Annotated in this window: 25 protein-coding genes; 12 read left to right on the forward strand and 13 right to left on the reverse strand. The window is 65.3% G+C overall.

Annotated elements, in window-relative coordinates; genetic code table 11:
- Positions 1 to 135: 135 nt before the first annotated feature.
- Positions 136 to 2,925: a phosphoenolpyruvate carboxylase gene (gene ppc, locus J8G26_RS09840; protein WP_210568803.1), complete on the forward strand. Its 2,790-nt coding sequence runs from the start codon at positions 136 to 138 to the stop codon at positions 2,923 to 2,925.
- A 42-nt stretch (positions 2,926 to 2,967) separates the two neighbouring features.
- On the opposite strand, the gene J8G26_RS09845 is transcribed toward ppc, so the two are convergent.
- Positions 2,968 to 4,215 carry an AI-2E family transporter gene (locus tag J8G26_RS09845; RefSeq protein WP_246881332.1) on the reverse strand — a complete coding sequence of 416 codons (1,248 nt, stop codon included), beginning with the start codon at positions 4,213 to 4,215 and terminating at the stop codon, positions 2,968 to 2,970.
- 274 nt (positions 4,216 to 4,489) lie between these two features.
- On the opposite strand from J8G26_RS09845, the gene J8G26_RS09850 reads away from it, so the two are divergent.
- Positions 4,490 to 5,053, forward strand: a complete 564-nt coding sequence (locus J8G26_RS09850; RefSeq protein ID WP_210568804.1) for a FlgO family outer membrane protein — start codon at positions 4,490 to 4,492, stop codon at positions 5,051 to 5,053.
- A gap of 87 nt (positions 5,054 to 5,140) precedes the next feature.
- Here J8G26_RS09850 and flhC read toward each other — a convergent pair whose 3' ends face one another.
- The 5 genes from flhC to J8G26_RS09875 form a co-directional block, all read right to left on the reverse strand.
- On the reverse strand, positions 5,141 to 5,701 hold the full coding sequence (gene flhC, locus J8G26_RS09855) for a flagellar transcriptional regulator FlhC (protein ID WP_087746992.1): 561 nt from the start codon (positions 5,699 to 5,701) through the stop codon (positions 5,141 to 5,143).
- Positions 5,702 to 5,756: 55 nt separating this feature from the next.
- The gene (gene flhD / locus J8G26_RS09860; RefSeq protein ID WP_005800286.1) at positions 5,757 to 6,083 is read right to left on the reverse strand and encodes a flagellar transcriptional regulator FlhD; all 327 of its coding nucleotides are present in this window, start codon (positions 6,081 to 6,083) and stop codon (positions 5,757 to 5,759) included.
- Between the two features lie 251 nt (positions 6,084 to 6,334).
- The gene (locus tag J8G26_RS09865; RefSeq protein ID WP_210568805.1) at positions 6,335 to 7,234 is read right to left on the reverse strand and encodes a sulfurtransferase; all 900 of its coding nucleotides are present in this window, start codon (positions 7,232 to 7,234) and stop codon (positions 6,335 to 6,337) included.
- Between the two features lie 63 nt (positions 7,235 to 7,297).
- Entirely contained in the window at positions 7,298 to 8,209 is a 912-nt protein-coding gene (locus J8G26_RS09870) for a DMT family transporter (protein ID WP_087746989.1), read from the reverse strand.
- A gap of 129 nt (positions 8,210 to 8,338) precedes the next feature.
- Positions 8,339 to 9,478 (reverse strand): aromatic ring-hydroxylating dioxygenase subunit alpha, encoded by a 1,140-nt coding sequence (locus J8G26_RS09875; protein WP_087746987.1) that lies wholly within the window; start codon positions 9,476 to 9,478, stop codon positions 8,339 to 8,341.
- Between the two features lie 329 nt (positions 9,479 to 9,807).
- On the opposite strand from J8G26_RS09875, the gene xseB reads away from it, so the two are divergent.
- The 5 genes from xseB (at position 9,808) to dctP (J8G26_RS09900) (ending at position 15,395) form a co-directional block, all read left to right on the forward strand.
- A complete protein-coding gene (gene xseB, locus J8G26_RS09880) occupies positions 9,808 to 10,050 on the forward strand; it encodes an exodeoxyribonuclease VII small subunit (RefSeq protein WP_086911775.1) in 243 nt (80 codons plus the stop codon).
- On the forward strand, positions 10,035 to 11,003 hold the full coding sequence (locus J8G26_RS09885; RefSeq protein WP_232476399.1) for a polyprenyl synthetase family protein: 969 nt from the start codon (positions 10,035 to 10,037) through the stop codon (positions 11,001 to 11,003). Before xseB ends, J8G26_RS09885 begins: the two co-directional genes overlap by 16 nt.
- 96 nt (positions 11,004 to 11,099) lie before the next feature.
- Positions 11,100 to 12,989 carry a 1-deoxy-D-xylulose-5-phosphate synthase gene (dxs, locus tag J8G26_RS09890; protein ID WP_210568806.1) on the forward strand — a complete coding sequence of 630 codons (1,890 nt, stop codon included), beginning with the start codon at positions 11,100 to 11,102 and terminating at the stop codon, positions 12,987 to 12,989.
- A 42-nt stretch (positions 12,990 to 13,031) separates the two neighbouring features.
- Positions 13,032 to 14,114, forward strand: coding sequence for a TRAP transporter substrate-binding protein DctP (dctP, locus tag J8G26_RS09895; protein ID WP_087746978.1), 1,083 nt, complete (start codon positions 13,032 to 13,034; stop codon positions 14,112 to 14,114).
- Between the two features lie 198 nt (positions 14,115 to 14,312).
- Entirely contained in the window at positions 14,313 to 15,395 is a 1,083-nt protein-coding gene (gene dctP / locus J8G26_RS09900; protein WP_210568807.1) for a TRAP transporter substrate-binding protein DctP, read from the forward strand.
- Between the two features lie 204 nt (positions 15,396 to 15,599).
- Here dctP (J8G26_RS09900) and J8G26_RS09905 read toward each other — a convergent pair whose 3' ends face one another.
- The 3 genes from J8G26_RS09905 to J8G26_RS09915 form a co-directional block, all read right to left on the reverse strand.
- The gene (locus tag J8G26_RS09905) at positions 15,600 to 17,423 is read right to left on the reverse strand and encodes a TRAP transporter large permease subunit (RefSeq protein WP_210568808.1); all 1,824 of its coding nucleotides are present in this window, start codon (positions 17,421 to 17,423) and stop codon (positions 15,600 to 15,602) included.
- Between the two features lie 20 nt (positions 17,424 to 17,443).
- Entirely contained in the window at positions 17,444 to 18,085 is a 642-nt protein-coding gene (locus tag J8G26_RS09910; protein ID WP_087746972.1) for a TRAP transporter small permease subunit, read from the reverse strand.
- Between the two features lie 182 nt (positions 18,086 to 18,267).
- Positions 18,268 to 19,395, reverse strand: a complete 1,128-nt coding sequence (locus tag J8G26_RS09915) for a substrate-binding domain-containing protein (protein ID WP_087746969.1) — start codon at positions 19,393 to 19,395, stop codon at positions 18,268 to 18,270.
- A gap of 50 nt (positions 19,396 to 19,445) precedes the next feature.
- On the opposite strand from J8G26_RS09915, the gene J8G26_RS09920 reads away from it, so the two are divergent.
- From J8G26_RS09920 to J8G26_RS09930, 3 genes are read left to right on the forward strand one after another with little or no spacing between them, the layout of a single operon-like run.
- Complete coding sequence (locus J8G26_RS09920) at positions 19,446 to 20,183, forward strand: ABC transporter permease (protein WP_087746967.1); 738 nt, start codon at positions 19,446 to 19,448, stop codon at positions 20,181 to 20,183.
- Positions 20,180 to 20,968 (forward strand): phosphate ABC transporter ATP-binding protein, encoded by a 789-nt coding sequence (locus J8G26_RS09925; RefSeq protein WP_210568809.1) that lies wholly within the window; start codon positions 20,180 to 20,182, stop codon positions 20,966 to 20,968. Before J8G26_RS09920 ends, J8G26_RS09925 begins: the two co-directional genes overlap by 4 nt.
- The gene (locus J8G26_RS09930; protein WP_210568810.1) at positions 20,965 to 21,792 is read left to right on the forward strand and encodes a substrate-binding domain-containing protein; all 828 of its coding nucleotides are present in this window, start codon (positions 20,965 to 20,967) and stop codon (positions 21,790 to 21,792) included. The genes J8G26_RS09925 and J8G26_RS09930 overlap by 4 nt, the downstream gene beginning before the upstream one ends.
- Positions 21,793 to 21,920: 128 nt before the next feature.
- Here J8G26_RS09930 and J8G26_RS09935 read toward each other — a convergent pair whose 3' ends face one another.
- Positions 21,921 to 23,618: an AarF/UbiB family protein gene (locus J8G26_RS09935; protein WP_210568811.1), complete on the reverse strand. Its 1,698-nt coding sequence runs from the start codon at positions 23,616 to 23,618 to the stop codon at positions 21,921 to 21,923.
- 49 nt (positions 23,619 to 23,667) lie between these two features.
- On the opposite strand from J8G26_RS09935, the gene J8G26_RS19630 reads away from it, so the two are divergent.
- Positions 23,668 to 23,790: a hypothetical protein gene (locus tag J8G26_RS19630; protein WP_335622361.1), complete on the forward strand. Its 123-nt coding sequence runs from the start codon at positions 23,668 to 23,670 to the stop codon at positions 23,788 to 23,790.
- Positions 23,791 to 24,013: 223 nt separating this feature from the next.
- Positions 24,014 to 25,096: an XdhC family protein gene (locus J8G26_RS09945; RefSeq protein WP_087748333.1), complete on the forward strand. Its 1,083-nt coding sequence runs from the start codon at positions 24,014 to 24,016 to the stop codon at positions 25,094 to 25,096.
- A gap of 157 nt (positions 25,097 to 25,253) precedes the next feature.
- Here the strand turns inward: J8G26_RS09945 and J8G26_RS09950 are convergent, their stop codons facing one another.
- The 3 genes from J8G26_RS09950 to J8G26_RS09960 form a co-directional block, all read right to left on the reverse strand.
- Positions 25,254 to 25,424 carry a hypothetical protein gene (locus J8G26_RS09950; RefSeq protein WP_198314713.1) on the reverse strand — a complete coding sequence of 57 codons (171 nt, stop codon included), beginning with the start codon at positions 25,422 to 25,424 and terminating at the stop codon, positions 25,254 to 25,256.
- A 132-nt stretch (positions 25,425 to 25,556) separates the two neighbouring features.
- Positions 25,557 to 25,688 carry a hypothetical protein gene (locus J8G26_RS19545; protein WP_255378699.1) on the reverse strand — a complete coding sequence of 44 codons (132 nt, stop codon included), beginning with the start codon at positions 25,686 to 25,688 and terminating at the stop codon, positions 25,557 to 25,559.
- 36 nt (positions 25,689 to 25,724) lie between these two features.
- Positions 25,725 to 26,093 carry a hypothetical protein gene (locus tag J8G26_RS09960; protein WP_087746956.1) on the reverse strand — a complete coding sequence of 123 codons (369 nt, stop codon included), beginning with the start codon at positions 26,091 to 26,093 and terminating at the stop codon, positions 25,725 to 25,727.
- Between the last annotated feature and the right edge of the window lie 46 nt (positions 26,094 to 26,139).

A 26,139-nucleotide genomic window follows, 5' to 3' on the forward strand; every position in this document is an offset into this window, starting at 1 on the left:
GTTCGTCACCTATTTGGAGTCATGGGCAGGCGGCGATGCTAGCATCGCGCCCGCACCGGTGGCTGGTGCCTGCAATGGCTTGCGCAGTGGGCCGACGGCGGCCGGCTGCCCACCCCACCACCCGGAGACAGACCCATGAAGCGAGCCGACAAGGACCAACCCCTGATAGACGACATCCGCCTGCTGGGGCGCATTCTGGGCGACGTGATCCGCGAGCAGGAAGGGGTGGATGCCTACGAGCTGGTCGAGCAGGTGCGCAAGCTCTCGGTGGCCTTTCGGCGCGATGCCGACCAGGAGGCCGACCGCGCGCTCAAGAAGCTGCTCAAGTCGCTGTCGGGCGACCAGACGGTGAGCGTGATCCGCGCCTTCACCTATTTCAGTCACCTGGCCAACCTGGCCGAAGACCGCCACCACATCCGCCGCCGCGCCGTGCACGAGCGCGCGGGCGACACGCAAGAGGGCAGCATCGAAGTCGCCCTGTCGCGCCTGCGCTGGGCGGGCATTGCGCCCAAGACCATTGCACAGACGCTGGCCAGCAGCTATGTGGCCCCGGTGCTCACCGCCCACCCCACCGAAGTGCAGCGCAAAAGCATTCTGGACGCCGAGCGCGACATCGCCCAGCTGCTGGCGGTGCGCGACGACATCCAGGTGCGCGCCCAGCTTTACAACAGCGCCAAGGATGCACTCACCCCGCGCGAGCTGGCCGCCAACGAAGCCCTGCTGCGCGCCCGCGTGGCCCAGCTGTGGCAAACGCGCCTGCTGCGCTACAGCAAGCTCACCGTGGCCGACGAGATCGAGAATGCGCTGTCGTATTACGAAGCCACGTTTTTGCGCGAGATTCCCAAGATCTATGCCGATCTGGAGCGCGAGCTGGGCCAGTACCCCGTGCACAGCTTTTTGCGCATGGGCCAGTGGATCGGCGGCGACCGCGATGGCAACCCCAACGTGACGGCGCAAACCCTGCAATACGCGCTGCGCAGCCAGTCCGACATGGTGCTGCGCCACTACCTGACCGAAGTGCACTTTCTGGGCGGCGAGCTGTCGTTGTCGGCGCGCCTGGTGGCCGTGTCGCCCGAGATGCAGGCGCTGGCCCAGCGCTCGCCCGACACCAGCGAGCACCGGCAGGACGAGCCCTATCGCCGCGCGCTGACCGGCATCTACGCACGCCTGGCGGCCACGCTCAAGGACCTGACGGGGGGCGATGCGGCCCGCCATGCCGTGGCGCCGCAAAACGCCTATGCCGGCGCGGACGAATTTCTGGCCGACCTGCGCGTCATCGAGGCATCGCTGCAATCGCACCACGGCAAGGCCCTGGCGGCCGAGCGCCTGCACCCGCTGATCCGCGCCGTCGAGGTGTTTGGCTTTCACCTGGCCACGGTGGACCTGCGCCAAAGCTCCGACAAGCACGAAGAAGTGGTGGCCGAGTTGTTGGCCACGGCGCGCATCGAGCCCAACTACAGCAGCCTGCAAGAGGCCGCCAAGCGCGCGCTGCTCATCAAGCTGCTCAACGACGCGCGCCCGCTGCGCGTGGTGGGCGCCCAGTATTCCGCCCACACCCAGGGCGAGCTGGCCATTTTTGAAACCGCCCGCGTGCTGCGTGAGCGCTTTGGCCACGAGGCGATTCGCCACTACATCATCAGCCACACTGAAACGGTGAGCGATTTGCTTGAAGTGCTGTTGCTGCAAAAAGAAGTGGGCCTGATGAACGGCACGCTCGATGCAGAGTCGAAAAACCACCTCATCGTGGTGCCATTGTTCGAGACCATTGAAGACCTGCGCAACGCCGCGCCCATCATGCGCGAGTTCTATGCCCTGCCGGGTGTGGCCGCGCTCGTGCAGCGCAGCGGTGGCGAGCAGGACATCATGCTGGGCTACTCCGACAGCAACAAGGACGGCGGCATCTTCACCAGCAACTGGGAGCTGTACCGTGCCGAGATCGCACTGGTGGAGCTGTTTGACGAGCTGGCCACCAGCCATGGCATCCAGCTGCGCATGTTCCATGGCCGCGGCGGCACCGTGGGGCGGGGCGGCGGCCCCAGTTACCAGGCCATCCTGGCCCAGCCGCCGGGCACGGTGCGCGGCCAGATCCGCCTGACGGAACAGGGCGAGGTGATTGCCTCGAAGTACGCCAATCCCGAGATCGGTCGGCGCAACCTTGAAACCCTGGTCGCCGCCACGCTCGAAGCCACGCTGCTGCAGCCCACCAAATCGGCCACCAAGGCGTTCCTGGATGCCGCCGCGCAGCTCTCGCAGGCCAGCATGGGCGCCTACCGCGCGCTGGTGTACGAAACCCCGGGCTTTACCGATTACTTCTTCAACTCCACGCCGATCCGCGAGATTGCCGAGCTCAACATTGGCTCGCGCCCGGCATCGCGCAAGGCCAGCCAGAAAATCGAAGACCTGCGCGCCATTCCCTGGGGCTTCAGCTGGGGACAGTGCCGCCTCACGCTGCCCGGCTGGTATGGCTTTGGCGCCGCCGTGGAGGCCTTTGTCAACATGGAAGGCAAGGACCCCAAGACCCAGACGGCCTTGCTGCAGCGGATGTACCGCCAGTGGCCGTTTTTTCGCACGCTGCTGTCCAACATGGACATGGTGCTGGCCAAGAGCGACCTGGCCCTGGCCTCGCGCTACAGCGAACTGGTAACCGACACGCGCCTGCGCAAGAAGGTGTTCAGCGCCATCGAGGCCGAATGGCAGCGCACGGCCGATGCGCTGACCCGCATCACCGGCGACAAGCAGCGCCTGGCGCACAACACGGCGCTGGCCCGCTCCATCAAGCACCGCTTTCCCTACATCGACCCGCTGCACCACCTGCAGGTGGAGCTGGTGCGCCGCTGGCGTGCGGGCCAGGGCGACGAGCGCGTGCAGACGGGTATCCACATCTCCATCAACGGGATTGCCGCAGGGCTGCGCAACACGGGTTGATGCGGATAGGGTTGCTGCGAGCGTGAACACGTTCTGAGGTGTTCAGTCGCCCAGCAACTCCCCCACCGCCTTCAAATCCTCCACCCGGTCACACACCGCCTTCACGGCCATCATCACCGGGATGCCCAGCAGCAGCCCCCACAGGCCCCACAGCCAGCCCCAGGCGAGCACGCTCACGAACACCGCCACGGGGCTCATGCTGCTGGCGCGGCTGGTGAGCCAGGGCGTGATGATCTGGCCCACGATGGTGTGGATGAGCAGTGAGGCGCCGCCGATGGCCAGCGCCATGTCCACCGAGCCAAACTGCAAAAATGCCACCAGCGCCGATGCGCCGGTGACCAGCACCGAGCCGATGTAGGGCGCGAGGTTGAGCACCCCCGCCAGCACCGCCCACACGGCCGCGTTTTCCAGACCCATTGCCCAGAATGCCATCCCGGTGGCGATGCCTACCAGTATGCTGGTGAACACCTGGACCAGCAGGTAGCTTTGGATCTGCGCGGTGATTTCATTGAGCACCTGCATGGTGACCTTCTTGCGCTCCAGGCTGGTGCCCGCGATGCGCACCAGCTTGCGCCGAAACAGGTTGCCCGACGCCAGCGAGAAGAAGGTGAGAAACACCACCACGGTGAGCTGCCCCAGGGCCGACATCAGGCCCATGGTGCCGCTCCAGAGATAGTCGCGAATGTTGAACGAAGGCCGCTCGATCACCACGCGTTGCACGCCCCGGCGCGTGGGCGTGGCGGCGCTGCTTTCGGCGGCCGCCTGCTCAATCTGCGTGGCGGCTTTCTGCACGGTGTCGAGCGCGCTGTCGCCACCGGAGCGCTGGCGCAGGCTGTCCCGCACCTTCTTGGCGGCCACCGGCATGGAGTTGACCAGCTCGACGGCCCCGTCGCTGAGCGACCAGGCCGCGCTGGCCGCACCCGTCAACAGGGCTATCAGCAAAACGCCCGAGCCCAGCCAGCGCGGCACATGCCAGCGCTGCAGGATATCCACCACCGGCCGCAGCGCCGTGGTCAGCAGCAGGCTCAGCATGATGGGAATGAATACCGCGCTGGCCCAGTGCAGCAGTGCCACGCTGGCAAACAGCGCCAGTAGTGCCAGTGACAGATTGCGCACATCCACAGGCGTTTGCAGCATCAGCGGTGCGCGCAGACGCGCTGGGCCAGATGCCGGCTGCACGGGCGCCGCCAGGGTGGCCGTGGGGTCGGCGCTGGCGCTCGCAGCCGCGTTGGCGGAGGCGGACGCAGGAACGGGGGTGGGGGGCTGGAGGGGCTCTGTGGGCTCGGTCATGCGCGGATTGTGCGGCAGCCGATGCCCTTGCCATGTAGGCGACCGTCGCCTGTCTGCGGGTGGGGAGAAACTGCGCCCCAAAACCCGTGTTGTTTGCGGGTTGGCCTGAAGGGCTTGTCGCTAGCATTGCCCGATGCAAGCTGATACATGGCGCTCGACGCGTACCCTCGTGAAATTTTTGGCCCTCGGACTCCATCGAGAGCTGCGGCGGGGTGCGCCTTTCCGCGAGGCCGCACCTGCTGCCCATGTTGTTCATTGCCCGAGTGGCGGTGCCATGCAACGCTGGATGTTTGTGGCCGCCTGCCTGCTGGGTGCTGCCGCCTTGCCTGGCTGCGCAGGCTATTACTACGGCGAAAAATACGGCCCCACGTTGGGCACCACGGTGGACGCCATGCGGCACGGCAATTTGGTGGAGGCCAGCTACCGGGCCACCGATGCGCTGCTCAAGACCGCGGCCCTGGACCCGGCCCAGCCCGTGGTCGTGGCCACGCTGGTGAATGTGGACCGGCCGTCCGAGTCATCGCGCCTGGGGCGCATCGTGGCCGAGCAGATCGCCGGCCGCATGGTGCAGCGCGGTGTGCTGGTCACCCGGATGGCGTTGCGGGACGCGCCGGCGGCGCCGCGAGATCAGGGCGAACTGCTGCTGCCCCGCGCGTTGCGCGAAGCCGTCCGAACCCAGGGGGCACAGGCCGCGGTGGCGGGCACCTATGCGGTGTCGGCTCGCCAGCTGTATATCAGCCTGAAGCTGATCAGCCCGCCGGGCAACGCCGTGCTGGCCGCGCACGACTATGCGGTGCCGCTGGATGAGGATGTGCGCGCCCTGCTGGCAGCGAAGTGAGGTTGCCGGCCTGTGTCTCAATTGCTCACTAATTGATAGCTGCTAGCGCTTTATTCATAAGCGCTATAGGCCAATTTGGCTTGAATTTCAGTGCAGCATCAGTGCGCCAGCGGTTTTGCTCTTGCCGGCGCGGGCGGGTGGGTTGCACAGGCCGCAGGTGAAGTGGCGGTTTTCATACAGCTCGGTGACGAACTGGCCTTTGCATTCGGCGCATTGGGTGCGCGTGAGCATGCCGGCATCCACAAACTTCACCAGGCGCCAGGCACGGGTGAACGACAGCAGGGGCTCGATCTCGGCCGTGGCCACTTGTTCGTTGTAGAGGCGGTAGGCCTTGGTCAGCAGCTCCACCGAATCCAGGTCCACACCCTTGGACAGGTATTCGTAGATGTTGAGGAACAGCGAGCTGTGGATGTTTTCCTGCCAGGTGAGGAACCAGTCGGTGGAAAACGGCAGCTGGCCCTTGGATGGCGACTTGCCGGCGATCTCCTTGTACAGGCGGATCAGGCGTTCATACGACAGCGTGGTTTCCGATTCAAGCACCTGCATGCGCGCGCCCATCTCGATCAGCATCGCAGCGCGTGCGATCTGCCGGGATTCGTTCAGAACGCTCTTGGCGGGGGCTTTTGGGGTGGCGGGCGTGGCGGACATGGTGGGCTTTCGGTGGCGAGCGGCTTGAAGCGGGATGCGAGAGGGCAATGCAGGATCAGAGCACTTCCGACACGCGGCTGGCCATCAGGATGTTGGCGTGCAGCGTGTTGGTGGCTTCGTTGCCCACCTTCTTGGCCGAGTGGTTGGTCAGCAGGCTCCACACCAGGTTGTCGTCCACCCGGAAGCTGCAAAGAAGCGTGTTGCGGGAGGCCAGTTTGAGCACTTGCGCTGCCGACAGCGATGCCAGAATATCGGCAGCGTCTTCGTTCATGCCCAGACGGAACACTGCTTCGGCCTTGTCGTGGCGAATCAGGTTTTGCGCCAGCATCAGGTAAGTGAGGTTGGCTTCGCGAATTTCGGCGAGCAGTTGTTCGTTGGTCATGGCAGCTTTCCTTTTCATGGCCGGTTCTTGCGTTGCCTGCAGACTGCAGGTTGTGCGTGATCCGTTGAAATGGATTGTGAAACTGCCCCAATCAAAAATTAAGTCGGGGTTTGGCTGTGCCGCGCGTCTGGTTTCGGGGTGGGGTTTGTAGGAATTTGCCTTACGCGCGCCGTAGCCCCATCACCCCATTGGCGCAGGCCAGCGGCCTGCTGCACACAGCCGTCGCCACGCGTTAGATCCTGAACACTTTCTTAACCGCGCTCCACGGGGCGTGAAGGGTCGCTGCACCATTCGCTCCAGCTGCCCGCAAAAAGCGTGGTTTTTCCGAGTCCGGCCACTTCCATGGCCAGCATGTTGGGCAGGGCGCTCACGCCGCTGCCGCACTGGTGGACCACGGTGGCCGGGTCGCGGCCGGCCAGCAATGTTTCGAATTCGGCGCGCAACACGGCGGCAGGCTTGAAGTGGCCGTCGGCGCCGATGTTCTCGGTGAACGGCCGGTTGAGTGCGCCCGGAATATGCCCGGCTACCGGGTCCAGGGGCTCGATTTCGCCGCGGTAACGGGGCGCGCCGCGCGCATCGATCAGCGTCTGGCCCGGTTGCCGCAGTGCCGCCAGCACATCGTCTGCGCTGGCCAGTTGGCGCAGGGGGGCGTGCAGCTCGAAGTTGGACTGGAAACGGGCGGGTTCGGCCCCGCTGGCGAGGGCGCCGCCCGCGGCCTGCCAGGCCTGCAGGCCGCCGTCGAGCACCGCCACCGCATCGTGCCCGGCCCACTTGAGCATCCACCACAGGCGGCCACAGTAGTTGGCGCCGTTGCGGTCGTACACCACGGCCTGCATGCCGTTGGCAAAGCCCACGCTCGACAGCCACATGGCAAAGCGCTCGCGGCTGGGTAGCGGGTGGCGGCCGCCCGAGGCGGGGGCGTCGGCCTCTTGCGCGGTGACGGTGCCCGTGGCGCCGGGTGCGCCGTGCGGGGCGCTCAGGTCGGTGTCGAGGTTGGCATAGATGGCGCCGGGGATGTGGGCGTCGGCATAGTGCTGCGCACCGGCGCAAGGCTGGGCCAGGTCAAAGCTGCAGTCAAACACCATCAGCGGCGCACCGCTGGCGATCAGGGATTGCAGGCCGGGGGCGGATAGCAGGGTGGTGCAGGTCATGGGCGGTGGGGTGCGCGCAGGCGCTGGGGCGAAGGTGGAGGCAAAAGGACCGCCGCCATTGTGTCAATGTTCCTCGGCCGGTGCCCCCGGTGCGGCGCGGGTGCGCAGCACGGTGGCCACGATGCCGCTGCCCACGATCAGCACCATGCCGACCCAGCCCATGGGGGAAATCCGGTCGCCAAATAGCGCCACGCTGTAAATGGCCGCGAACACAATGCCCGAATACTGCAGATTGGCCACCACCAGGGTGCCGCGCGGGGTTTTGGCGCTGGCATAGGCGCGTGTCATGCACAGCTGCCCGCCAGCGGCCAGCGCCCCGATGGGCAGCAGCCACAGGGCGGGCCAGCCCGGCCAAGGCGAGGTGCCGGTCAGCAGCAAGGCCAGGCCCCCGGCCACGGCCGAGCCCACCGCAAAATAGAACACCGTGCGTGATTCGGGCTCGCCCAGCCGCGACAGGGCCACCACCTGCATGTAGGCAAAGGCCGATGTCATACCCGACATGAGCCCGATCAAGCCGGCAAAGGCCTGGTTTTGGTCAAGGCTGGGGCGCAGCATCATCACCACGCCGACAAAGCCGGTCAGCACCGTCAGCACCAGCGGGCCCTGGAATGCCGGGCGCGGCGACGCGGCCGAAGGGCGCCAGGCCAGCAGCGCGCCGCCCACCAGAAAGGCGGCAATCCACACACTGCTCATGTAGTTGAGCGTCATGGCGGTGGCCAGTGGCAGGTGGGCAATGGCGTAGAACCAGGCGCCCATCGACGCCACGCCGACCAGGCTGCGCCAGGCGTGCATGCCGGGGTATTGCGTGCCCAGCGTTACGCGCTGGGAGCGCGACAGCAGCCAGAGGATCGCGATGCCGATGAGGCCGCGATAGCAGACCAGCTCGGCTGCGTTGAAGTGGGCCGATGCGATCTTGACGCACACACCCATGCTGGCAAACAGGAACGCGGCCAACACCATCCAGAGGGCTTGCATGGAATCCGATGAATCAATGGGGTTGAGAAGTAAAAAAGCCGCCAGCGCTTGTTTGGCAAGCGTTGGCAGCTATTTTAATCAGAGCATAGAGGCGCTGTCTGGCGGGTTGGGTGCGTTGGGGGGCTGTATTCAGGCCTTTGGCGTTGCCGTGTGCATGGCTTGGCGGTACCACTCGTGAAAGTGCTGCATGCCGTCTTCCATGGGGCTCTGGTAAGGGCCCACTTCGTTGTCACCGCGCGCCAGCAGGGCCTTGCGGCCCGCGTCCATGCGCTCGCCGATCTCGTCGTCCTCGATGCAGGTTTCCATGTAGGCGGCCTTTTGCGCCTCGACAAATTCGCGCTCGAAGGCGGCGATTTCCTCGGGGTAGTAAAACTCCACCATGTTCAGTGTCTTGGTCGGGCTGACCGGGTGCAGCGTGGACACGGTGAGCACATGCGGATACCACTCGACCATGATGTGCGGATACAGCGTGAGCCAAATGGCGCCGTGCTTGGGCGGTTTGCCTTCGCGGTAGGCCAGCAGCGCCTCGTGCCAGCGCTCGTACACGGGGCTGCCCGCCTTGCCCAGGCGATTGGCCACGCCCACGGTCTGCACCGAGTAGTTTTTGCCCAGCTCCCAGCGCAGGTCGTCGCAGGTGACAAAACTGCCCAGGCCGGGATGGAAGGGGCCGACGTGGTAGTCCTCCAGATAGACCTCGATAAAGGTCTTCCAGTTGTAGTTGCACTCGTGCAGCTCGATGTGGTCGAGCACATAACCATCGAAGTCGAGGTCGGAGCGCGGGCCCATCTGGGCCAGGTCGGCGGCCACGTCATAGCCGTTGTCTTCAAACAGCAAGCCGTTCCACTCACGCAGCTTGTAGTTGTTGAGGTTCAGGCAGGGGTCGTGCGCGAAATGCGGTGCGCCCAGCAGCTCGCCCTGGGGGCTGTACGTCCAGCGGTGCAAGGGGCACACAATGTTGCCGCCCGCGCTGCCCTTTTGCTGGGTGTTGAGCGAGCCACGGCCCTTGAGCATCACGGCCTGGCGGTGGCGGCAGACGTTGGAGATCAGCTCCAGGCCGCCCTGGGCGTTGCGCACCAGCGCGCGCCCCTCGCCCTCCTGGGGCAGAGCGTGGTAGTCGCCCGGATTGGGCACGGAAAGCTGGTGCCCCACATAGCGGGGCCCGCGCTGGAAGATGGTTTCCAATTCGCGCTGGAACAGCGCCTCGTCAAAGTAGCTTGAAACTGGTAGTTGGCTTGCGGCCTGCTGCAGTCGAAGACTTAAATCAGACATGGGTGACCTGACCTAAAGACTCCCCACAGGGAGAAAGTGCGGGAGGTGCGCCGGGGCGCATCTGGAAAAAGAAAACCGGCTAGGGTGGGTAGCCGGCTCGAAGGGAATGGGATTATAGGCGGTGTGGTTATTCCCGCATCCCCCATGCGTGTATTGCCCATTACGGTAAGTCATGTGGCCGCTGCACGGCTTGGGGGTGGTTCGCGCGCCGCAGATACTTACCGCCGCAACCCGGGTGCAAAGTCCCCTTGCGGACGGGTGGCTGCGCCGCGCCAGGCGCTGCGCCTAAAATCGCCCGTTTCACCCGCGCAACTTCTGCCCTCCTGCCCATGCCCAAGGCCTCAGCCTCCAACGCCCCGCCCGCCGAACCTGCCAGCTATGAAGCGGCGCTGGAAGAGCTGGAGCAGCTCGTGGGCCGCATCGAGTCGGGCCAGCTGCCGCTGGACCAGATGCTGGCCGGCTACCAGCGTGGGGCCACCCTGCTGGCCTTTTGTCGCCACCGGCTCGACGCGGTGCAGGACCAGATCAAGGTGCTGGACGAAGGCACGCTGCAGCCATGGACGCAGGAATGATGGCCGTGCAGCGCAGTGACCCAAAGGTTTTTGATCTGGTCGGCTGGAGCCGGCATCACCTTGATCGGGTTGAGCAGGCCCTGGGCCAGTGGGTGGGAGAGGGCGCTCCTGCCGGTCTGGGTGAGGCCATGCGCTACGCGGTGCTCGATGGCGGCAAGCGCCTGCGGCCGCTGCTGGCGCTGGCGGCCTTCGAGGCTGTGCATTGCGGCGCTGGCGATGCAGGCCGCGAAGCGGCGCTGCGCGCCGAAATGAACGAAGCGGCCCTGCGGGCCGCGTGCGCCGTCGAGCTGATCCATGCCTATTCGCTGGTGCACGACGACATGCCCTGCATGGACAACGATGTGCTGCGCCGGGGCAAGCCCACGGTGCATGTGCAGTTTGGCGAGGCGCAGGCCTTGCTGGCGGGCGATGCCCTGCAGGCGTTTGCCTTTGAACTGCTCACGCCGGACGACGAGTGCATTCCCCCGGCCGTGCAGGCCACGCTGTGCCGCCAGCTGGCGCGCGCTGCCGGCTCGGCGGGCATGGCGGGCGGGCAGGCGATCGACCTGGCCAGCGTGGGGCTGGCGCTGACGCAGGAGCAGTTGCGCCATATGCACCGCCTGAAAACGGGGGCGCTGCTGCAGGCCAGCGTGATGATGGGCGCGGCCTGTGGCGCGGCCGGCGCCGCAGCGCACAAGGCGCTGGCGGACTACGGCGCGGCGCTCGGTCTGGCGTTTCAGGTGGTGGACGATATCCTGGATGTGGTCGCCGACTCGGCCACGCTGGGCAAGACCGCGGGCAAGGATGCCGCGAGCGACAAGCCCACCTATGTCTCGCTGCTCGGCTTGGCCCCGGCGCAGGCCCATGCGCAGGAGCTGCTGGCACAGGCGCACGCTGCGCTGGCGGCCTCGGGCCTGGCCGACACGCGTGCACTGGCGGCGCTGGCCGACATGGTGGTGAACCGATCGTATTGAAGAATCCCCGTTCTGGTGCGATACCCATGCTTTGAATGTCTAATTGGCCTCTAGCGCTTATGTATAAAGCGCTATTAGCTATCAAAATAATAGTAAATGTCCACGACATCCTTCCCCCTGCTGCAGACCATCAACGACCCTGCTGACCTGCGCCGCCTGTCGCGCGCCGACCTCAAGCAATTGGCCACCGAGTTGCGTGCGTTCGTGATCCAGAGCGTGTCCCAGACGGGGGGGCACCTGAGCTCCAACCTGGGCGCCGTGGAGCTCACCGTGGCGCTGCACCATGTGTTCCACACGCCCGAAGACCGGCTGGTGTGGGATGTGGGTCACCAGACCTATCCGCACAAGATCCTGACCGGCCGGCGCGACCGCATGCACACGCTGCGCCAGCTCGGCGGCATCTCGGGCTTTCCGCAGCGTGCGGAGAGTGTTTACGACACCTTTGGCACGGCGCATTCGAGCACCAGCATCTCGGCCGCACTCGGCATGGCGCTGGCCGCCAAGCGCAAGGGCGAAGACCGGCATGCCGTGGCCATCATTGGCGACGGTGCCATGACGGCGGGCATGGCCTTCGAGGCCTTGAACAACGCCGGTGTGGCCGATGCCAACCTGCTCGTCATCCTGAACGACAACGACATGAGCATCAGCCCGCCCGTGGGCGCGCTCAACCGGTACCTGGCCCAGCTCATGAGCGGGCAGTTTTACGCGGCCGCCAAGAACGTGGGCAAGAGCGTGCTCAAGAACGCGCCGCCGCTGCTCGAGCTGGCCAAGCGCCTGGAGCAGCAGGCCAAGGGCATGGTGGTGCCGGCCACGTTGTTCGAGAAATTCGGCTTCAACTACATCGGCCCGATTGACGGGCATGACCTCGATTCGCTCATCCCCACGCTGGAAAACATCAAGGGCCTCAAAGGCCCGCAGTTCCTGCATGTGGTCACCAAGAAAGGCCAGGGCTACAAGCTGGCCGAGGCCGATCCCGTGGCCTACCACGGCCCCGGCAAGTTTGACCCGGCCGTGGGCCTGGTCAAGAGCACGGCCGCGCCCAAGCAGACCTTCACGCAGGTGTTTGGCGAGTGGCTGTGCGACATGGCGGCGCAAGACAATCGGCTGGTGGGCATCACCCCGGCCATGCGCGAGGGTTCGGGCATGGTCGAGTTTGAAAAGCGTTTTCCCGACCGCTATTACGACGTGGGCATTGCCGAGCAGCATGCCATCACCTTCGCGGCCGGCATGGCCTGCGAGGGCGTCAAGCCCGTGGTGGCGATCTATTCCACCTTTTTGCAGCGCGGCTATGACCAGATGATCCACGACGTGGCGCTGCAGAACCTGCCCGTGGTGTTTGCGCTGGACCGCGCCGGCCTGGTGGGGGCCGATGGCGCCACCCATGCGGGTGCCTACGACATCCCCTTTGTGCGCTGCATTCCCAACATGAGCATGGCCTGCCCGGCCGACGAGCGCGAATGCCGCCAGCTGCTGAGCACCGCGTTCGCGCAGGACCATCCCGTTGCCGTGCGCTACCCGCGCGGCAGCGGTGCGGGCGTGGCAACCCTGCGGGGGCTGGAAGGCCTGCCGTTCGGCAAGGGCGAAATCCGCCGCGAGCGCAAGGCAGGCGGGGCCGATGCAGGGGCGCCGCGCATTGCGATTTTGGCCTTTGGCACCTTGCTGTACCCGGCGCTGCAGGCGGCCGAGGCACTCGATGCCACGGTGGTCAACATGCGCTGGGCCAAGCCGCTCGACCATGATCTGCTGCTCGATGTGGCGGCGCGCCACGACGCGCTCGTTACTCTGGAAGAGGGCGCCATCCTGGGTGGCGCGGGTAGCGCCGTGCTGGAGGCGCTGGCCGCCGCCAAGGTGGTGTTGCCCGTGTTGCAACTGGGGTTACCCGATGTGTTCATCGAGCATGGTGATCCGGTCAAATTGCTGGCGCTGCAGGGGCTGGACGCAACCGGCATCGAGAACGCCATTCGCGGGCATTTCAGCCCCGGCTGACCCGTGCCGCGTGGCGTTGCACCGTAGCTGAATTCAAGCCCCATGGATCGTCGTTCTGCCATTCGGCATGCCGGCATTGCCAGCGTTCTGGCGACGGGCCTGGCCCCCGCTGTGCATGCCCAGGCCGCCGTGCGGTGGCGCCTGGCGTCCAGCTTCCCCAAGTCGCTGGACACCATCTACGGTGGCGCCGAGGTTTTTTCCAAAGCCGTCAAGGCCCTGTCGGCGGGCCGGTTTGAAGTTGCGGTGCATGCCGCCGGAGCGCTGGTTCCCGCGTTCGATGTGCTCGATGCGGTGCAAAGCGGCACGGTGGAAATGGCCCACACGGCACCTTATTACTTCTATGGCCGCAACCAGGCGTTCGCCCTGGGGTCGGCCATCCCGTTCGGGTTCAATGCGCGGCAAATGAATGCCTGGATGCTGCACGGCAACGGACGGCGGCTGATGGACGATTTTTATGCGGGCTACAACCTGCTCAGCTTTGCCGGTGGCAATACTGGTACGCAGATGGGCGGCTGGTACCTCAAGGAGATCCGGGGTGTCGCCGACTTCAAGGGCATGCGGATGCGCTTGGGAGGTGGGCTGGTGGGCGATGTGATGACCCGGATGGGTGCGGTTGCGCTGGACATGCCGGGCGGCGACATTTACCAGGCCTTGCACCAGCGCAGCATTGACGCTGCGGAATGGGTCGGGCCTTATGACGACCAGAAACTGGGGTTCCACAAGGTTGCGCCCTACTATTACTATCCGGGCTGGTGGGAGGGCGGGCTGGAGCTGGATTTCTTCATCCATCGCAAGGCCTACGATGCGCTCCCGGCCGATTTGAAGGCCATTGTCAACGCGGCTGCTTCATTGGCCCATGCCGACATGCTGGCCAAGTACGACGCCTTGAACCCCAATGCACTCAAGCAACTGGTCATGGCCAGAACCAAGGTGCTGCCGTTTCCATTGCCGGTGCTGGACGCTGCGTTTCGGTCGGCGATGGAGGTGTTTGCGCAGAACGATTCCCGCAGCCCTGAGTGGAAAAAGATCTACGCAGACATGCGCAACTTTCAGCGCGATCAGATCTTCTGGTTTCGCTTTGCCGAGGCGCGCTTTGACAGCTTCATGTCAACGCAGCGGATCTGACAGGCCGAGCGCGGCGGCAAGCCCGCGATGCTTGCAAAAGGCTGAAGCCTTGCGCCGCTTGCGGCCCCTGCGGGGGAAAACCCGCAAGAGGCGGGGTGGGCATGTTCTTACAATCGATTTCGGCTCGTTAAACCCTCGGCTGGCAATGCAATCCCTATGCTGGTCGAGTTCTGCAAACAATACTTCGGAGAGAACCTCATGGATCGTCGCTCACTTATCAAGCACACGGGCATTGCCGGTGTGCTGGCCGCTGGCGTTGCGCCTGCTGTTCACGCCCAGGCCGCAGTGCGCTGGCGTCTGGCTTCCAGCTTCCCCAAGTCGCTGGACACCATCTTCGGCAGCGCCGAGTTGCTGTCCAAGAACGTCAAGGCGATGTCCGGCGGCAAGTTTGAAATTTCCGTGCACCCTGCGGGCGAGCTGATGCCCGCTTTCGGCGTGGTTGATGCGCTGCAATCGGACACCATCGACATGGCGCAGTCTGCGGCCTACTACTTCACCGGCAAGGACCCCGTCTTTGCGTTCAGCTGCGCAGTGCCTTTCGGCCTGACGGCGCGCCAGAGCACGTCCTGGAAAAAATACGGCAATGGCGGCAAGCTGCTGGATGCCTTCTTTGAGAAGTACAACTTTCACACCGCCAGTGCGGGCAACACCGGCACGCAGATGGGCGGCTGGTACCGCAAGGAAATCAAGACCGCTGCCGACCTCAAGGGCCTGAAAATGCGCATGGGTGGCGGCGTGTTCGGCGAGGCCATGGCCAAGCTGGGCGTGGTCTCGCAGAACATGCCGGCCGGCGATGTGTACCAGGCGCTTGAAAAAGGCACCCTGGATGCCGCCGAGTTCGTTGGCCCATACGACGATGCCAAGCTGGGCTTCAACAAGGTTGCTCCCTTCTACTACTACCCCGGCTGGTGGGAAGGCGGCGCTGACCTGGAATTCTTTGTCAACAACAAGAAATTCGCCGCGCTGTCCGAAGAAAACAAGGCCATCCTGAAGGCCGCCATGACGGCGTCTGCCACCGACATGACCGCCAAGTACGACGCCTACAACCCGATCGCATTGAAGAAGTTGGTGGCTGAAAAGACCAAGCTCACGGCCTTCCCCAAGGCGGTCATCGACGCCGGCTTCAAGGCCTGCATGGAGGTGTACGCAGAGCACACCGCCAAGTCGCCCGAGTTCAAGAAGATCTACGAAGACATGCGCACCTTCCAGCGCGACCAGATCTTGTGGAACCGCTTCTCCGAGTTCCCTTACAACCAGTACATGAACGGCGTCAAGATCTGACGACCCGTTGCTCTTGACGGCCCGTGAGGGCCGTCAGCTACCCACCAAGCCGCGCATGACGCGGCTTTTTCTTTGGTGTTCCGGCGGCGCACCTGCGGGTCACGCCATAAAAAAATAAGGCCCCGCAGGGCCTTTATGGATGGAGTGGGCTGCCGCCATTTGATGGCGGCCCACTCTGGGTCAGGTGGCTGTGTGCCGACGGGGTTAGTTCGTCGGCTTCTTCAGGGCGTCTTCCATGGCCTTCAGGGGATCGTCGGCGGGGGCTGCGTCCGGTTCTGGCATGGGTGGTGCGGCATCGGGCGCTGGTGTTTCAGCGGCAGGAGCCGGCTCCTCGCTGGCGCCATACGGCTCCTGGCCATAGGGTTCACTCTCGGCCGGCCCGCCCAGGGTGTCGCGCATCTGGTCGCCAATGCTCTCCATGTTGTATTCCACCTTGGCGTCCAGCGCACCCGTGACGATCCCGGGGAACGCAATCAGAAGGCCCACCATGGTCAGCTGGATCAGCAGGAACGGAATGGCGCCCCGGTAGATCTGCATCGTGGTGACGGGCTGCATGGTCTTGCGCGTGACGCGGTCGATGTAGGGCTTGTCGGGGGCCACCGAGCGCAGGAAGAACAGCGCAAAGCCAAACGGCGGGTGCATGAAGGAGGTCTGCATGTTCACCGCCAGCAGCACACCAAACCAGATCAGGTCGATGCCCAGCTTGTCTGCCACGGGCGCGAGCAGGGGCACCACGATGAACGACAGCTCGAAGTAGTCGAGGAAGAACGCCAGGAAGAACACCATCAGGTTCACCGCGATCAGGAAGCCGACCTGGCCGCCAGGCAACGTGGTCAGCAGATGCTCCACCCAGACAGGGCCGTCGGCCGCCTGGAACACCAGGCTGAACGTGGTGGCGCCAATCAGGATGAACATCACGAAGCTCGACAGCTTGGTGGTGGAGGCGAGGGCCTGCTTGAGCAGCTTCATGTCCAGGCGCTTGCGTGCCCAGCCCATGATCAACGCGCCCATGGCACCCATGGCGCCGCCTTCGGTGGGCGTGGCAATGCCCAAAAAGATCGTGCCCAGCACCAGAAAGATCAGCAGCAGCGGCGGGATCAGCACAAAGGTCACGCGTTCTGCCAGGCGCGAGAGCAAGCCCAGCTTGAAACCCTTGTTGAGCAGTGCAATGACCAGCGCCACCGCCGTGCCACCGCACATGGCGACCACGACCTTTTCGTCGGTGGCCACGGATGTGACCAGTTCGCCTTGCCACCAGCTGTGCACGTCGGCCATGTGGCGCGCCAGGAAGATCGACACGGTGGCCGACAGCGCGGCCAGAATGGCCAGCGAGGTGTAGCCGCCACCGCCATTGGGTTCACGGTAGGTGCGGGCTTCCGGCGGCAGGGCGGGCACCTGGTGGGGCTTGAACACCGCCAGGAACAGCACATATGCCACGTATATGCCCATCAGCATAAAGCCGGGGAGGAAGGCGCCCTTGTACATGTCGCCCACGCTCTTGCCCAGCTGGTCGGCCATCAGGATCAGCACCAGTGACGGCGGAATGATCTGGGCCAGCGTGCCGGAGGCGGCAATCACGCCGCTGGTCAGCCGGCGGTCATAGCCGTAGCGCAGCATGATGGGCAGCGAGATCAGGCCCATGGAGATCACCGATGCCGCTACCACGCCGGTGGTGGCAGCCAGCAGGGCGCCCACAAAGATCACGGCCAGAGCCAGACCGCCGCGCATGGGGCCAAAGACCTGGCCCACGGTGTCGAGCAAGTCCTCGGCCATGCCACTGCGCTCCAGTATCAGCCCCATGAGCGTGAAGAAGGGAACGGCCAGCAAGGTGTCGTTGGCCATGATGCCAATGAGGCGCTGGGGCAGCCAGGCCAGCACCGAGCTGGGGAAAATGCCCATCTCGATACCGACAAAACCGAAGAACAGGCCGCAGGCGCCCAGGCTGAAGGCCACCGGGAAGCCCAGCAGCAGGAACAGGATCAGCCCCGCAAACATGAAGGGGGCGAAATTGGTCGCGAAGAATTCCATGATGAAGATGCTCCGTGGGCTCAGCGTGTGGGCGTGGCGGGTGGGGTGGTGCCCGCAGCGGCAGCGGCGGCGGCATCAGCTGCTTCCTGTTGCTGGCGCAGGATTTCGACCAGCTCCTCTTCGGACGATTTCTCGACCAGGCGGCCCATGGGGTCGGGGCCCTGGCCGCGCAGGAAGGCAATGCGCTTGATCAGCTCGGACCAGCCTTGCAGCATCAGCAGCGTGAAGCCCACGGGCAGCGCCACCCACACGGGCCAGCGGATCAGGCCACCGGGGTTGCCCGACATTTCGCCGGTCTGGTACATCTGCACGACCAGAGGCACGCTCAGGTACAGCACCACGATGCACAGCGGCGTCAGAAAAAGCGCAAAGCCCACGATGTCGATCCACACCTGTACGCGCTTCGGTAACCGGCTGTTGACCACATCAATGCGCACATGCTCGCGGTGCAGCAGCGTGAACCCGGCTGCCACCAGGAAAGACCAGGCAAACAGGTACCACTGCGCTTCCAGAAACGCATTGGAGCTGACCCCGAAAATCTTGCGCACCAGCGCGTTGATGGCGCTCACGGCGGTGGCCGCGAAAATGAGCCAGATGACGTACTTGCCGACAAAGGCGTTGAGTGCGTCTATGGCGCGTGAAAGTTTGAGTAAAGCCTGCATGGGCGTCTCCAATCTGAAAGCTGTGCGTGCGACATGCCCGCCCGGTCGCTCAGGGGCGCGCGGGATCGACGAATTTTGACAACCGCGCGATTCTACGGAGCACTGTAGGCGCAGGCTGACGGCAGCGTGACGGTGTTATCCCTTTGCGGTGGCTGATTTAGCAGCTTCTAAAAGCATAGCAATCAGGGTTTATGCCTAGGGTCTGCGCCCCGCTTGCGACTGCTGAATCGCCACCACGGCAGCACCGTGCTCATGGCCAATACTTCGCCGCAGTGCAAGGGGGTGTAGCCCGGCAGCGTCTGCATGTGCGCCAGCCACTCGGGTGTTTGCAGCAGGTGGCGCAATGCCCGCGTGGCGGGTTGGTCCAGCGTGGATTTGAGGCAGGCCAGGTGGTAGCGCTCATGCACCAGGGGCACAAAATCCAGCCCCCGGGCATGGGCCGCCAGGGCAATGCCCATGCCCACGTCGGCCGCACCGGCCGCCACAGCCTGCGCCACGGCGCCGTGCGACGGCTCGTTCAGGTCATAGCCGGTGATGTCTTCGGGGGTGAGCCCGGCCATGGCCAGCAGGTCGCCCAGCAGCACGCGGGTGCCGGTGCCCAGCGGCCGGTTCACAAACCGGGCGCCGGTGCGCGCCACATCGGCCAGGGTGTGCAGCCCCAAGGGATTGCCGCGCGCAACGATCAGCCCCTGGGTGCGCCGCGCAAAGCCAATGATCTTGTGCCGCCCCGGTTGCAGCAGCGGGCGGTAGGTGCGTGCCGCCAGCGAATCGGCCGCGGGGTCTTCGAGTGTGTGAAACCCTGCCAGCGTGCACCGGCCCTCGTTGAGCGCGCGGATGGCGTCCACGCTGCCGGTGAAGCGGATATCGAGGTGCAGCGCGCCACCCTCGCCGGGCATGGCGGCGTGGGCGCGCAGCGCGCCCAGGGCATCGTCGTGGCTGGCATACAGGGTCAGCACATGGGTACTGTCGTCAAACGCCACGGCAAAGGCGCGCTCCAGATCCGCGTGCAGCGCGGCAATCTGCGGTGCCAGACGCGCCTGGGCCTGGCGCTCGGCCCACAGCAGCTTGGTGCCGAACTCGCTGAGTTGGGCCGACTGGCCCTTGCCCCAGGTAACGAGCTCGCCGCCCAGCTGGTCTTCCCAGCGCTTGAGGGCGCCCCACACATGGCGATAAGACAGCCCCAGCGTGCGCGCCGCGGCCGAGATGGAGCCCTGCTGCGCCACCGCCTGCAGCATCTCGGGCAGCGGGTTGCGGATCAGGGCGTCGCCGGCATCGCGGCTGAGCGTGTAGTGAAGTTGGACCCTATGCACAGGTGTTCATATCGCTGGATTTTGATTCGGTGCATACGATAGTCGAATCCATGTCCACTCTCTCTGAAAGCGCCATCACGGCGCTGCACCTCACGCTTTCGGCCGACCCCGTCTTGTGGACCATTGTGGGCCGCTCTCTTGCTGTCAGCGGCACGGCCTGCCTGCTGGCCTGCGGTGCCGGGCTGGTGCTGGGCGCGTGGCTGGGCGTGGCGCGGTTTGCGGGCCGGGGCGCCGTGCTGGCCTGGCTCAACACCATGCTGGCCGTGCCTTCGGTGGTGGTCGGGCTGGTGGTTTATCTGCTGCTGTCGCGCAGCGGCCCGTTTGGCGCCCTGGGCTGGCTTTTCACGTTCAAGGCGATGGTGATCGCCCAGACCCTGCTGGTGCTGCCCGTGGTCACGGCCCTGACCTGCCAGTTGGTGGCCGATGCCGAGCGCGGCCATGGCGAGCAATTGCAATCGATCGGCGCGGGCACCGTGATGCGCAGCCTGCTGCTGGCCTGGGACGAGCGCTATGCCCTGCTGACGGTGCTGATTGCATCGTTTGGGCGCGCCATTTCCGAGGTGGGCGCCGTGATGATCGTGGGCGGCAACATCGACGGTTTCACGCGCGTGATGACCACTGCCATCGCCCTCGAAACCAGCAAGGGCGACCTGCCGCTGGCCCTGGCCCTGGGGCTGGTGCTGCTGGCGGTGGTGCTGGCGCTGAACGTGCTGATTGCTGCGTTGCGGCGCTGGCGCGAAGGCGTGGATGGCACCTCGCGGGGCGCCCTGCCCGGAGTGCTGGCATGAGCGTCGCGCCTGCCGCTGCTCTGTGGCCCGATGCGCAGACGGTTGCCCGGGCACCGGTGGCCGTGCCCGACCAGCCTCCGGTTTTCTCCCTGCACGGCGTGGGCGTGCGCTATGGCCCGGTGCAGGCGCTCCACGGTGTGAATCTGACGGTGTCCTTGGGCGAACGTGTTGCGTTGATCGGCGCCAATGGCTGTGGCAAGAGCACGCTGCTGCGCGTGCTGCACGGCCTGGCGAAACCCAGCAGCGGGCGCTTGTCGCACGACCCTGGCGTGCGGCAGGCCATGCTGTTCCAGCGCCCGCACATGCTGCGCACCAGCGCCCAGCACAACGTGGCGCTGGGCCTGTGGCTGCACGGCGTGCGCTGGCGCGAGGCGCGGGCGCTGGCACTGGCGGCCTTGCAGCGCGTGGGGCTCGAAGGCATTGCCGCACAAAACGCGCGCACCCTCTCGGGCGGCCAGCAGCAAAGGGTGGCGCTGGCGCGGGCCTGGGCGTTGCGGCCCGATGTGCTGCTGCTCGACGAGCCCACCGCCAGCCTCGACCCCCATGCCAAGCGCGAGGTCGAGCTGCTCATGGCTGACCTGGCCGCCAGCCATGGCCAGGCGGGCCCGGCCCACCCCGTGACCATTGTTTTTGCCAGCCACAACCTGGGCCAGGTCAAGCGGCTGGCCAGCCGGGTGATTTATCTCGAACACGGCGCTGTGCTGGCCGATTTGCCGGTGCACGATTTTTTCAACGGCCCCCTGCCCGACGCCGCCCGAATGTTTGTCAAAGGAGAAATGGTATGAAGAATTTGAAGTCTTTTTGGCCTCTAGCCCTTGTGTGCAAAGCGCTTACAGCTATTGTTTTTGTAGTTTCTGGAGTCGCTAGCGCGCAGTCCATCACCATGGCGTCCACCACGTCCACTGAGCAGTCGGGGCTGTTCGGTTATCTGCTGCCCGCGTTCAAGAAGGCCAGTGGGCTGGATGTGAAGGTGGTGGCCCTGGGCACGGGGCAGGCGCTTGACACGGCGCGCCGCGGCGACGCGGATGTGCTTTTCGTGCACGACCAGGTGGCCGAAGAAAAGTTTGTCGCCGACGGCTGGGGCGTGAAGCGTTACCCCGTGATGTACAACGATTTCATCATGGTGGGCCCCAAGAACGATCCCGCAGGTGTCAAGGGCAAGGACATCGTGGAGGCGCTGAAAAAGCTGGCCGCTGGCAACGGCGAATTTGTCTCGCGCGGTGACAAGAGCGGCACCCACGCCGCCGAGCTGCGTTACTGGAAGCTGGCCGGCGCCGATGCCGCCAAGGGCAGCGGCTACAAGGAATGCGGCTGTGGCATGGGGCCGGCGCTCAACATTGCCGCATCCAGCGGCGCCTATGTGCTGGCCGACCGCGGCACCTGGCTCAACTTCAAGAACCGTGCCGATCTGGCCGTGCTGGTGGAGGGCGACCAGCGCCTGTTCAACCAGTATGGCGTGATGGTGGTGAACCCCGCCAGGCACCCGCATGTGAAGGTGCAGGACGCGCAGAAATTCGTGGACTGGGTGGTCTCGCCCGTGGGCCAGACGGTGATTGCCAACTACAAGATTGGTGGCGAGCAGCTGTTCTTTCCGAACGCAGGCAAGTGAATCCCTCCTGGGCCGTTTCGCGCCTCGGCGCAGGTGGTTCCATGGTGGCACTGGCCTGGGCCATGCCGGTTTCCGGGCGGTGGGGTTTTTTTGGGGCCGCAGTCGCAGCGTTCGGCGGGACTGTTGACTTAATCGTCGTCTCTATGGTGCGAGCTGCGCCAGATGGCACGCACCAGCCACAGGCCACAAACCACCGCACTGAAGAATCCCAGGAAACCAAAGGCTGGCAGGCCAAACAGCGTGGGCCCGCCCTGCACGGTCATCACGATGGACGAACCGATGATGAGGGCGGCAATGATCAACGCCATCGCGAGCCGGTTGGCCGAGCGGTCGATCTGGTCGCCCACCCGTTTGAGGTGGGCCAGCTCGATGTTCACCTGCAGGCGGCCCCGGCGCGCGTTGCGCAGCAGGCGCGCCAAGTCGTCGGGCAATTGCTCGACGGTGGCGAGTGCCCGGCCCAAGGTCTGCCAGGCGCGGCTGGCCAGAGCGCGCGGTTCATAACGTGCGCGCATCACCTGGCGCAGCAGCGGCAGGGCCTCGGTGGTCATGTGGAATTGCGGGTCCAGATTGCGGCCCATGCCTTCCAACGAAATGAAGGCCTTGATGAGCAGCGCCAGATCGGGTGGCAGGCCCAGGTGGTGCTCGCGCAGGATGGTGGTCACATCGGCCAGCATCTGGCCCAGCTGCAGCTGCGCCAGGGGCACGCCGTGGTACTGGTCCACAAAGGCTTCCACCTCGGTCTCCAGTTGCCCGAGGTCCACCCCGTGGGCGTCGCCCGCCCAGTCCAGCAGCACCTCGGCCACCGCCTGCGGCTTGCGCTCCACCAGGCCCAGCAGCATGTGCAGCAACTCGCCGCGCCGCCGCTCTGACAGGCGGCCGACCATGCCGAAGTCGATGAAGGCGATGCGGTTGCTTTGCAGGTAAAACACATTGCCGGGGTGCGGATCGGCATGGAAGATGCCGTCTTGCACAATCATCTGGAGCACGGCCTGCGCGCCGCGCTGGGCCAGCACGGTGCGGTCAAAGCCGGCTTCGGGTGTCAGCACATCCAGCTGCCCGCCGGGCACGCCCTGAATGAAGTCCTGCACGTTGATGCGTTCACTGGTGTGCGCCCAGTACACCCGTGGCACCACGACGAAAGGCAGGCTGGCGAGGTTGCCGGCAATGCGCTCGGCACTGTGGCATTCGCCCGCCAGGTCCAGTTCGCGCCGCAGAGATCGTGCGAACTCGCGCACCAGCTGCTGCGGCCGGTAGGGCTTGAGGGCGGCCAGTTCGGCTTCGGCCAGCGCGGCCAGCCGCTCCAGCAGGCGCAGATCGGCCTCGATCACCTCGCGGATGCCGGGGCGGCGTATCTTCACGATCACTTCGCTGCCGTCGTGCAGCTGTGCGCGGTGCACCTGCGCGATGGATGCCGCGGCCAGCGGCTCGGTGTCAAAGCGCGCAAACACCGCCTCGGGATCGCCACCCAGGTCTTGGCGCAACTGGGGGCGCAGGGCATCCAGGGGCACGGCCGGGACATGGCTGTGGAGTTTTTCAAACTCGGCGATCCAGTCGGGGCCGAACAGGTCGGCGCGGCCTGCCAGGAGTTGCCCGAACTTGACGAACGTGGGCCCCAGTTCTTCCAGCGCCAGTCGCACCTGGACTGGTGGCTCGATGCGGGTCAGGTCGCCGGCCAGGTTCCAGTGCAGTGCCTGGCCGGCGCGCTCGAGCTGGTCGGCCAGGCCCAGGCGGCGCACCGTGTCACCGAATCCGTGGCGCACCATCACGCCCAGAATTTCTTTCAGGCGGCCCAGCTCGTGCGCGGCTCCCAGGGTCTCGATCAGCATGCGGTGATGATAGCCCGGTGCCTGCACTGTCTTCCTGCAGCGCTGTGCCATGGCGTTGCGAGCGACCGGGAGTGTGGCCGGCTTTGGTAAGGGCCATGCGTGGGTCTTGCTGGGCCAGCGCCTGATCGACGGCGCCGCCAAGGGCATGGCCGAAGACTTTTTTAGCGCTTAGACAACGCGATGCAGCGGTGGGCGATGGCAATCCCCCCGGTGGCATCCCGGTATGGGTGTGGGTGGCCGGCGCGGCGGCGTGGGTGCTGGTAGCGTGGTGGTGCTAAGTTCTCTCTGTGCTGCTGCGCGTCTTTCCCCAAATGGGCGCGCCAGTTTCATCGGAAATGGGTGCGGCGGCGCAGGGTGATGTTGAAAACGGTGTCAATAGATTGGGTGATGAAGCCATGGAAAACCTGGATGTGATGGTGTTGCGCACGCTGCACGGCTGGCGTACTGCCGGCCGGCGCGCGCTGCTGGCCACGGTGGTGCGTACCTGGGGCTCATCGCCCCGGCCTGTCGGTTCGATCATGGCGTTGTGCGAGGATGGGGCGGTAGTCGGCTCGGTGTCGGGCGGTTGCATTGAAGACGACCTGATTGACCGTCATACCCAGGCCTATGCGCAGAGTGCGCCGCCGGGCGGTGCCCGTCCCGGTGCGGACCACCGCATTCCCAGCGGCCCACCATCGTTCGTGAAATATGGCGTGTCTGCCGACGAGGCGCACCGCTTTGGCCTGCCCTGCGGCGGCACGCTGGAGTTGCTGCTGGAATACGACCCCGATCCCGCCAGCCTGGCCGCGCTGATCGCGGCGCTCGAATCCGGCCGGCTGGTGCAGCGCAGCGTGCGCCTGGCCGACGGCGTGGCAACGCTGTCGCTGGCAACCACCCCCGGCGATCTGGTGGTGGATGCCGTGCAGCTCACCAACATCTTTGGCCCCGAGTACCGCATGCTGCTGATCGGGGCGGGCCAACTGGCCGAATACCTGGCCACCATGGCGCTGTTCAGCGGTTTTGCCGTCACGGTGTGCGATCCGCGCGAGGAATACCGGGGCAGTTGGAGCGTGCCCGGCGCCACCGTGGTGAGTGACATGCCCGATGACGTGGTGCGGGCCTTCAAGCCCGACCGCCGCAGTTGCGTGGTGGCCCTCACGCACGACCCCAAGCTCGATGATCTGGCGCTGCTGGAGGCGCTCAACACCGAGGCGTTTTATGTGGGCGGCATTGGCTCGCGCCGCAACAACCAGGCCCGCCGGGCCCGCATGATCGAGCATTTCGAGCAGACCGAAGAGGGCCTGCAACGTCTGCGCGGGCCGATCGGCATCTACATCGGCAGCAAGACCCCGCCGGAGATCGCCGTGAGCGTGATGGCGGAAATTTTGGCGGTCAAGAACGGCGTGACCCTGCCGCGCGATATGCAGGTGGCCCAGGCCAAGCACGACCGCGAGGTGCCGCCCAACGATCCTGGGGCGACGGTCTGCGGCGTGCGATAGCGGGCATGCGCTCAAGGGCGTTTGCCGCCCGGTGTCTGCCCGGTGTCTGCGTGCGGCGTTTTCTTTCGCAGTGCGCATGCTGCCTGTGTTTCGCCCAGAAAAAAGCCCTCCGAAGAGGGCTGTTTTATGCCAGGGCCTGGTGCCGAGACAGTGCCGATCAACCGCCCTTCTTGGAGCGCTTGCCGGGGTTCTTCTTGCTGCGGGTTGCAACACCACGCTCCAGGCTCACGCGCTGACCACGGCCAGACGTGGGCAGGCTCACGCCGGGCAGGGGCTTGGGTTGGGGGGTGCGCTTGCGGTCTGCTTCGGTGACGATCTTGTTGCCCATGGTAGGTCTCTGAGATAGTGGAAAAAAGAGGGATATTAGGCCACAGCCGAAATCAGCGTCTTTCAGCAGGCCTTTGCCGCGCCATCGCTGGAAGGCAGGCGATAGGAAAAAATGGACGTGAAGCCCTGCCCTTCAGGCTGCAGGTTGGAAGGCGTAGCCGTTGCCCGAGGCTGCCAAGCGGCCGAAGGCCGGGAACGGAAAGTGGAAGCCGCACAGCATGGCATTGCTGGCGAACAGGGCGGGCGCATTGGTGGGGTTGGCCACGTAAAAGCAGTTCTGATCGGCAGATTGGAGCTCGAACTATTCAACGTCAAAGGCTTCGCGAAGTGTCGCGCAGAAATCGGCACTGCCGCTGATCGTCAGGGTGATGGTGGTCCGCGGTGGAGCGGGGCTGCCCGCCATGGTGCGGAGTTGTCCTGCGGTTTCATCAAATTCCAGCACCAGTGGCGTGCTGACCTCCTGCACGCCCCGCAGGTCGTACAGCCATGCACCACCGTGTTCGGCGGGGCCACAGGCATCGGGCCAGTGCTGGTGCGCCCATGCCAATACGGCGCTGATTTCAGCCTGCAAGGCGGCAACCTGCGCTGGCGCAACGCTCGCCATGGCATCGAAGGTGCCGGTGCCTTCGGTGTCTTCACTGAAATCGAAATCAAGGTAGCGCAGGAGCATGGCTGTAAAAGGGCAGGGAGTGTCGCCAGATTGTCGTGGAGTGCGG

This window comes from Acidovorax sp. JG5, from assembly GCF_017939685.1.
In the GTDB taxonomy this organism is placed as follows: Bacteria; Pseudomonadota; Gammaproteobacteria; order Burkholderiales; family Burkholderiaceae_C; genus Acidovorax.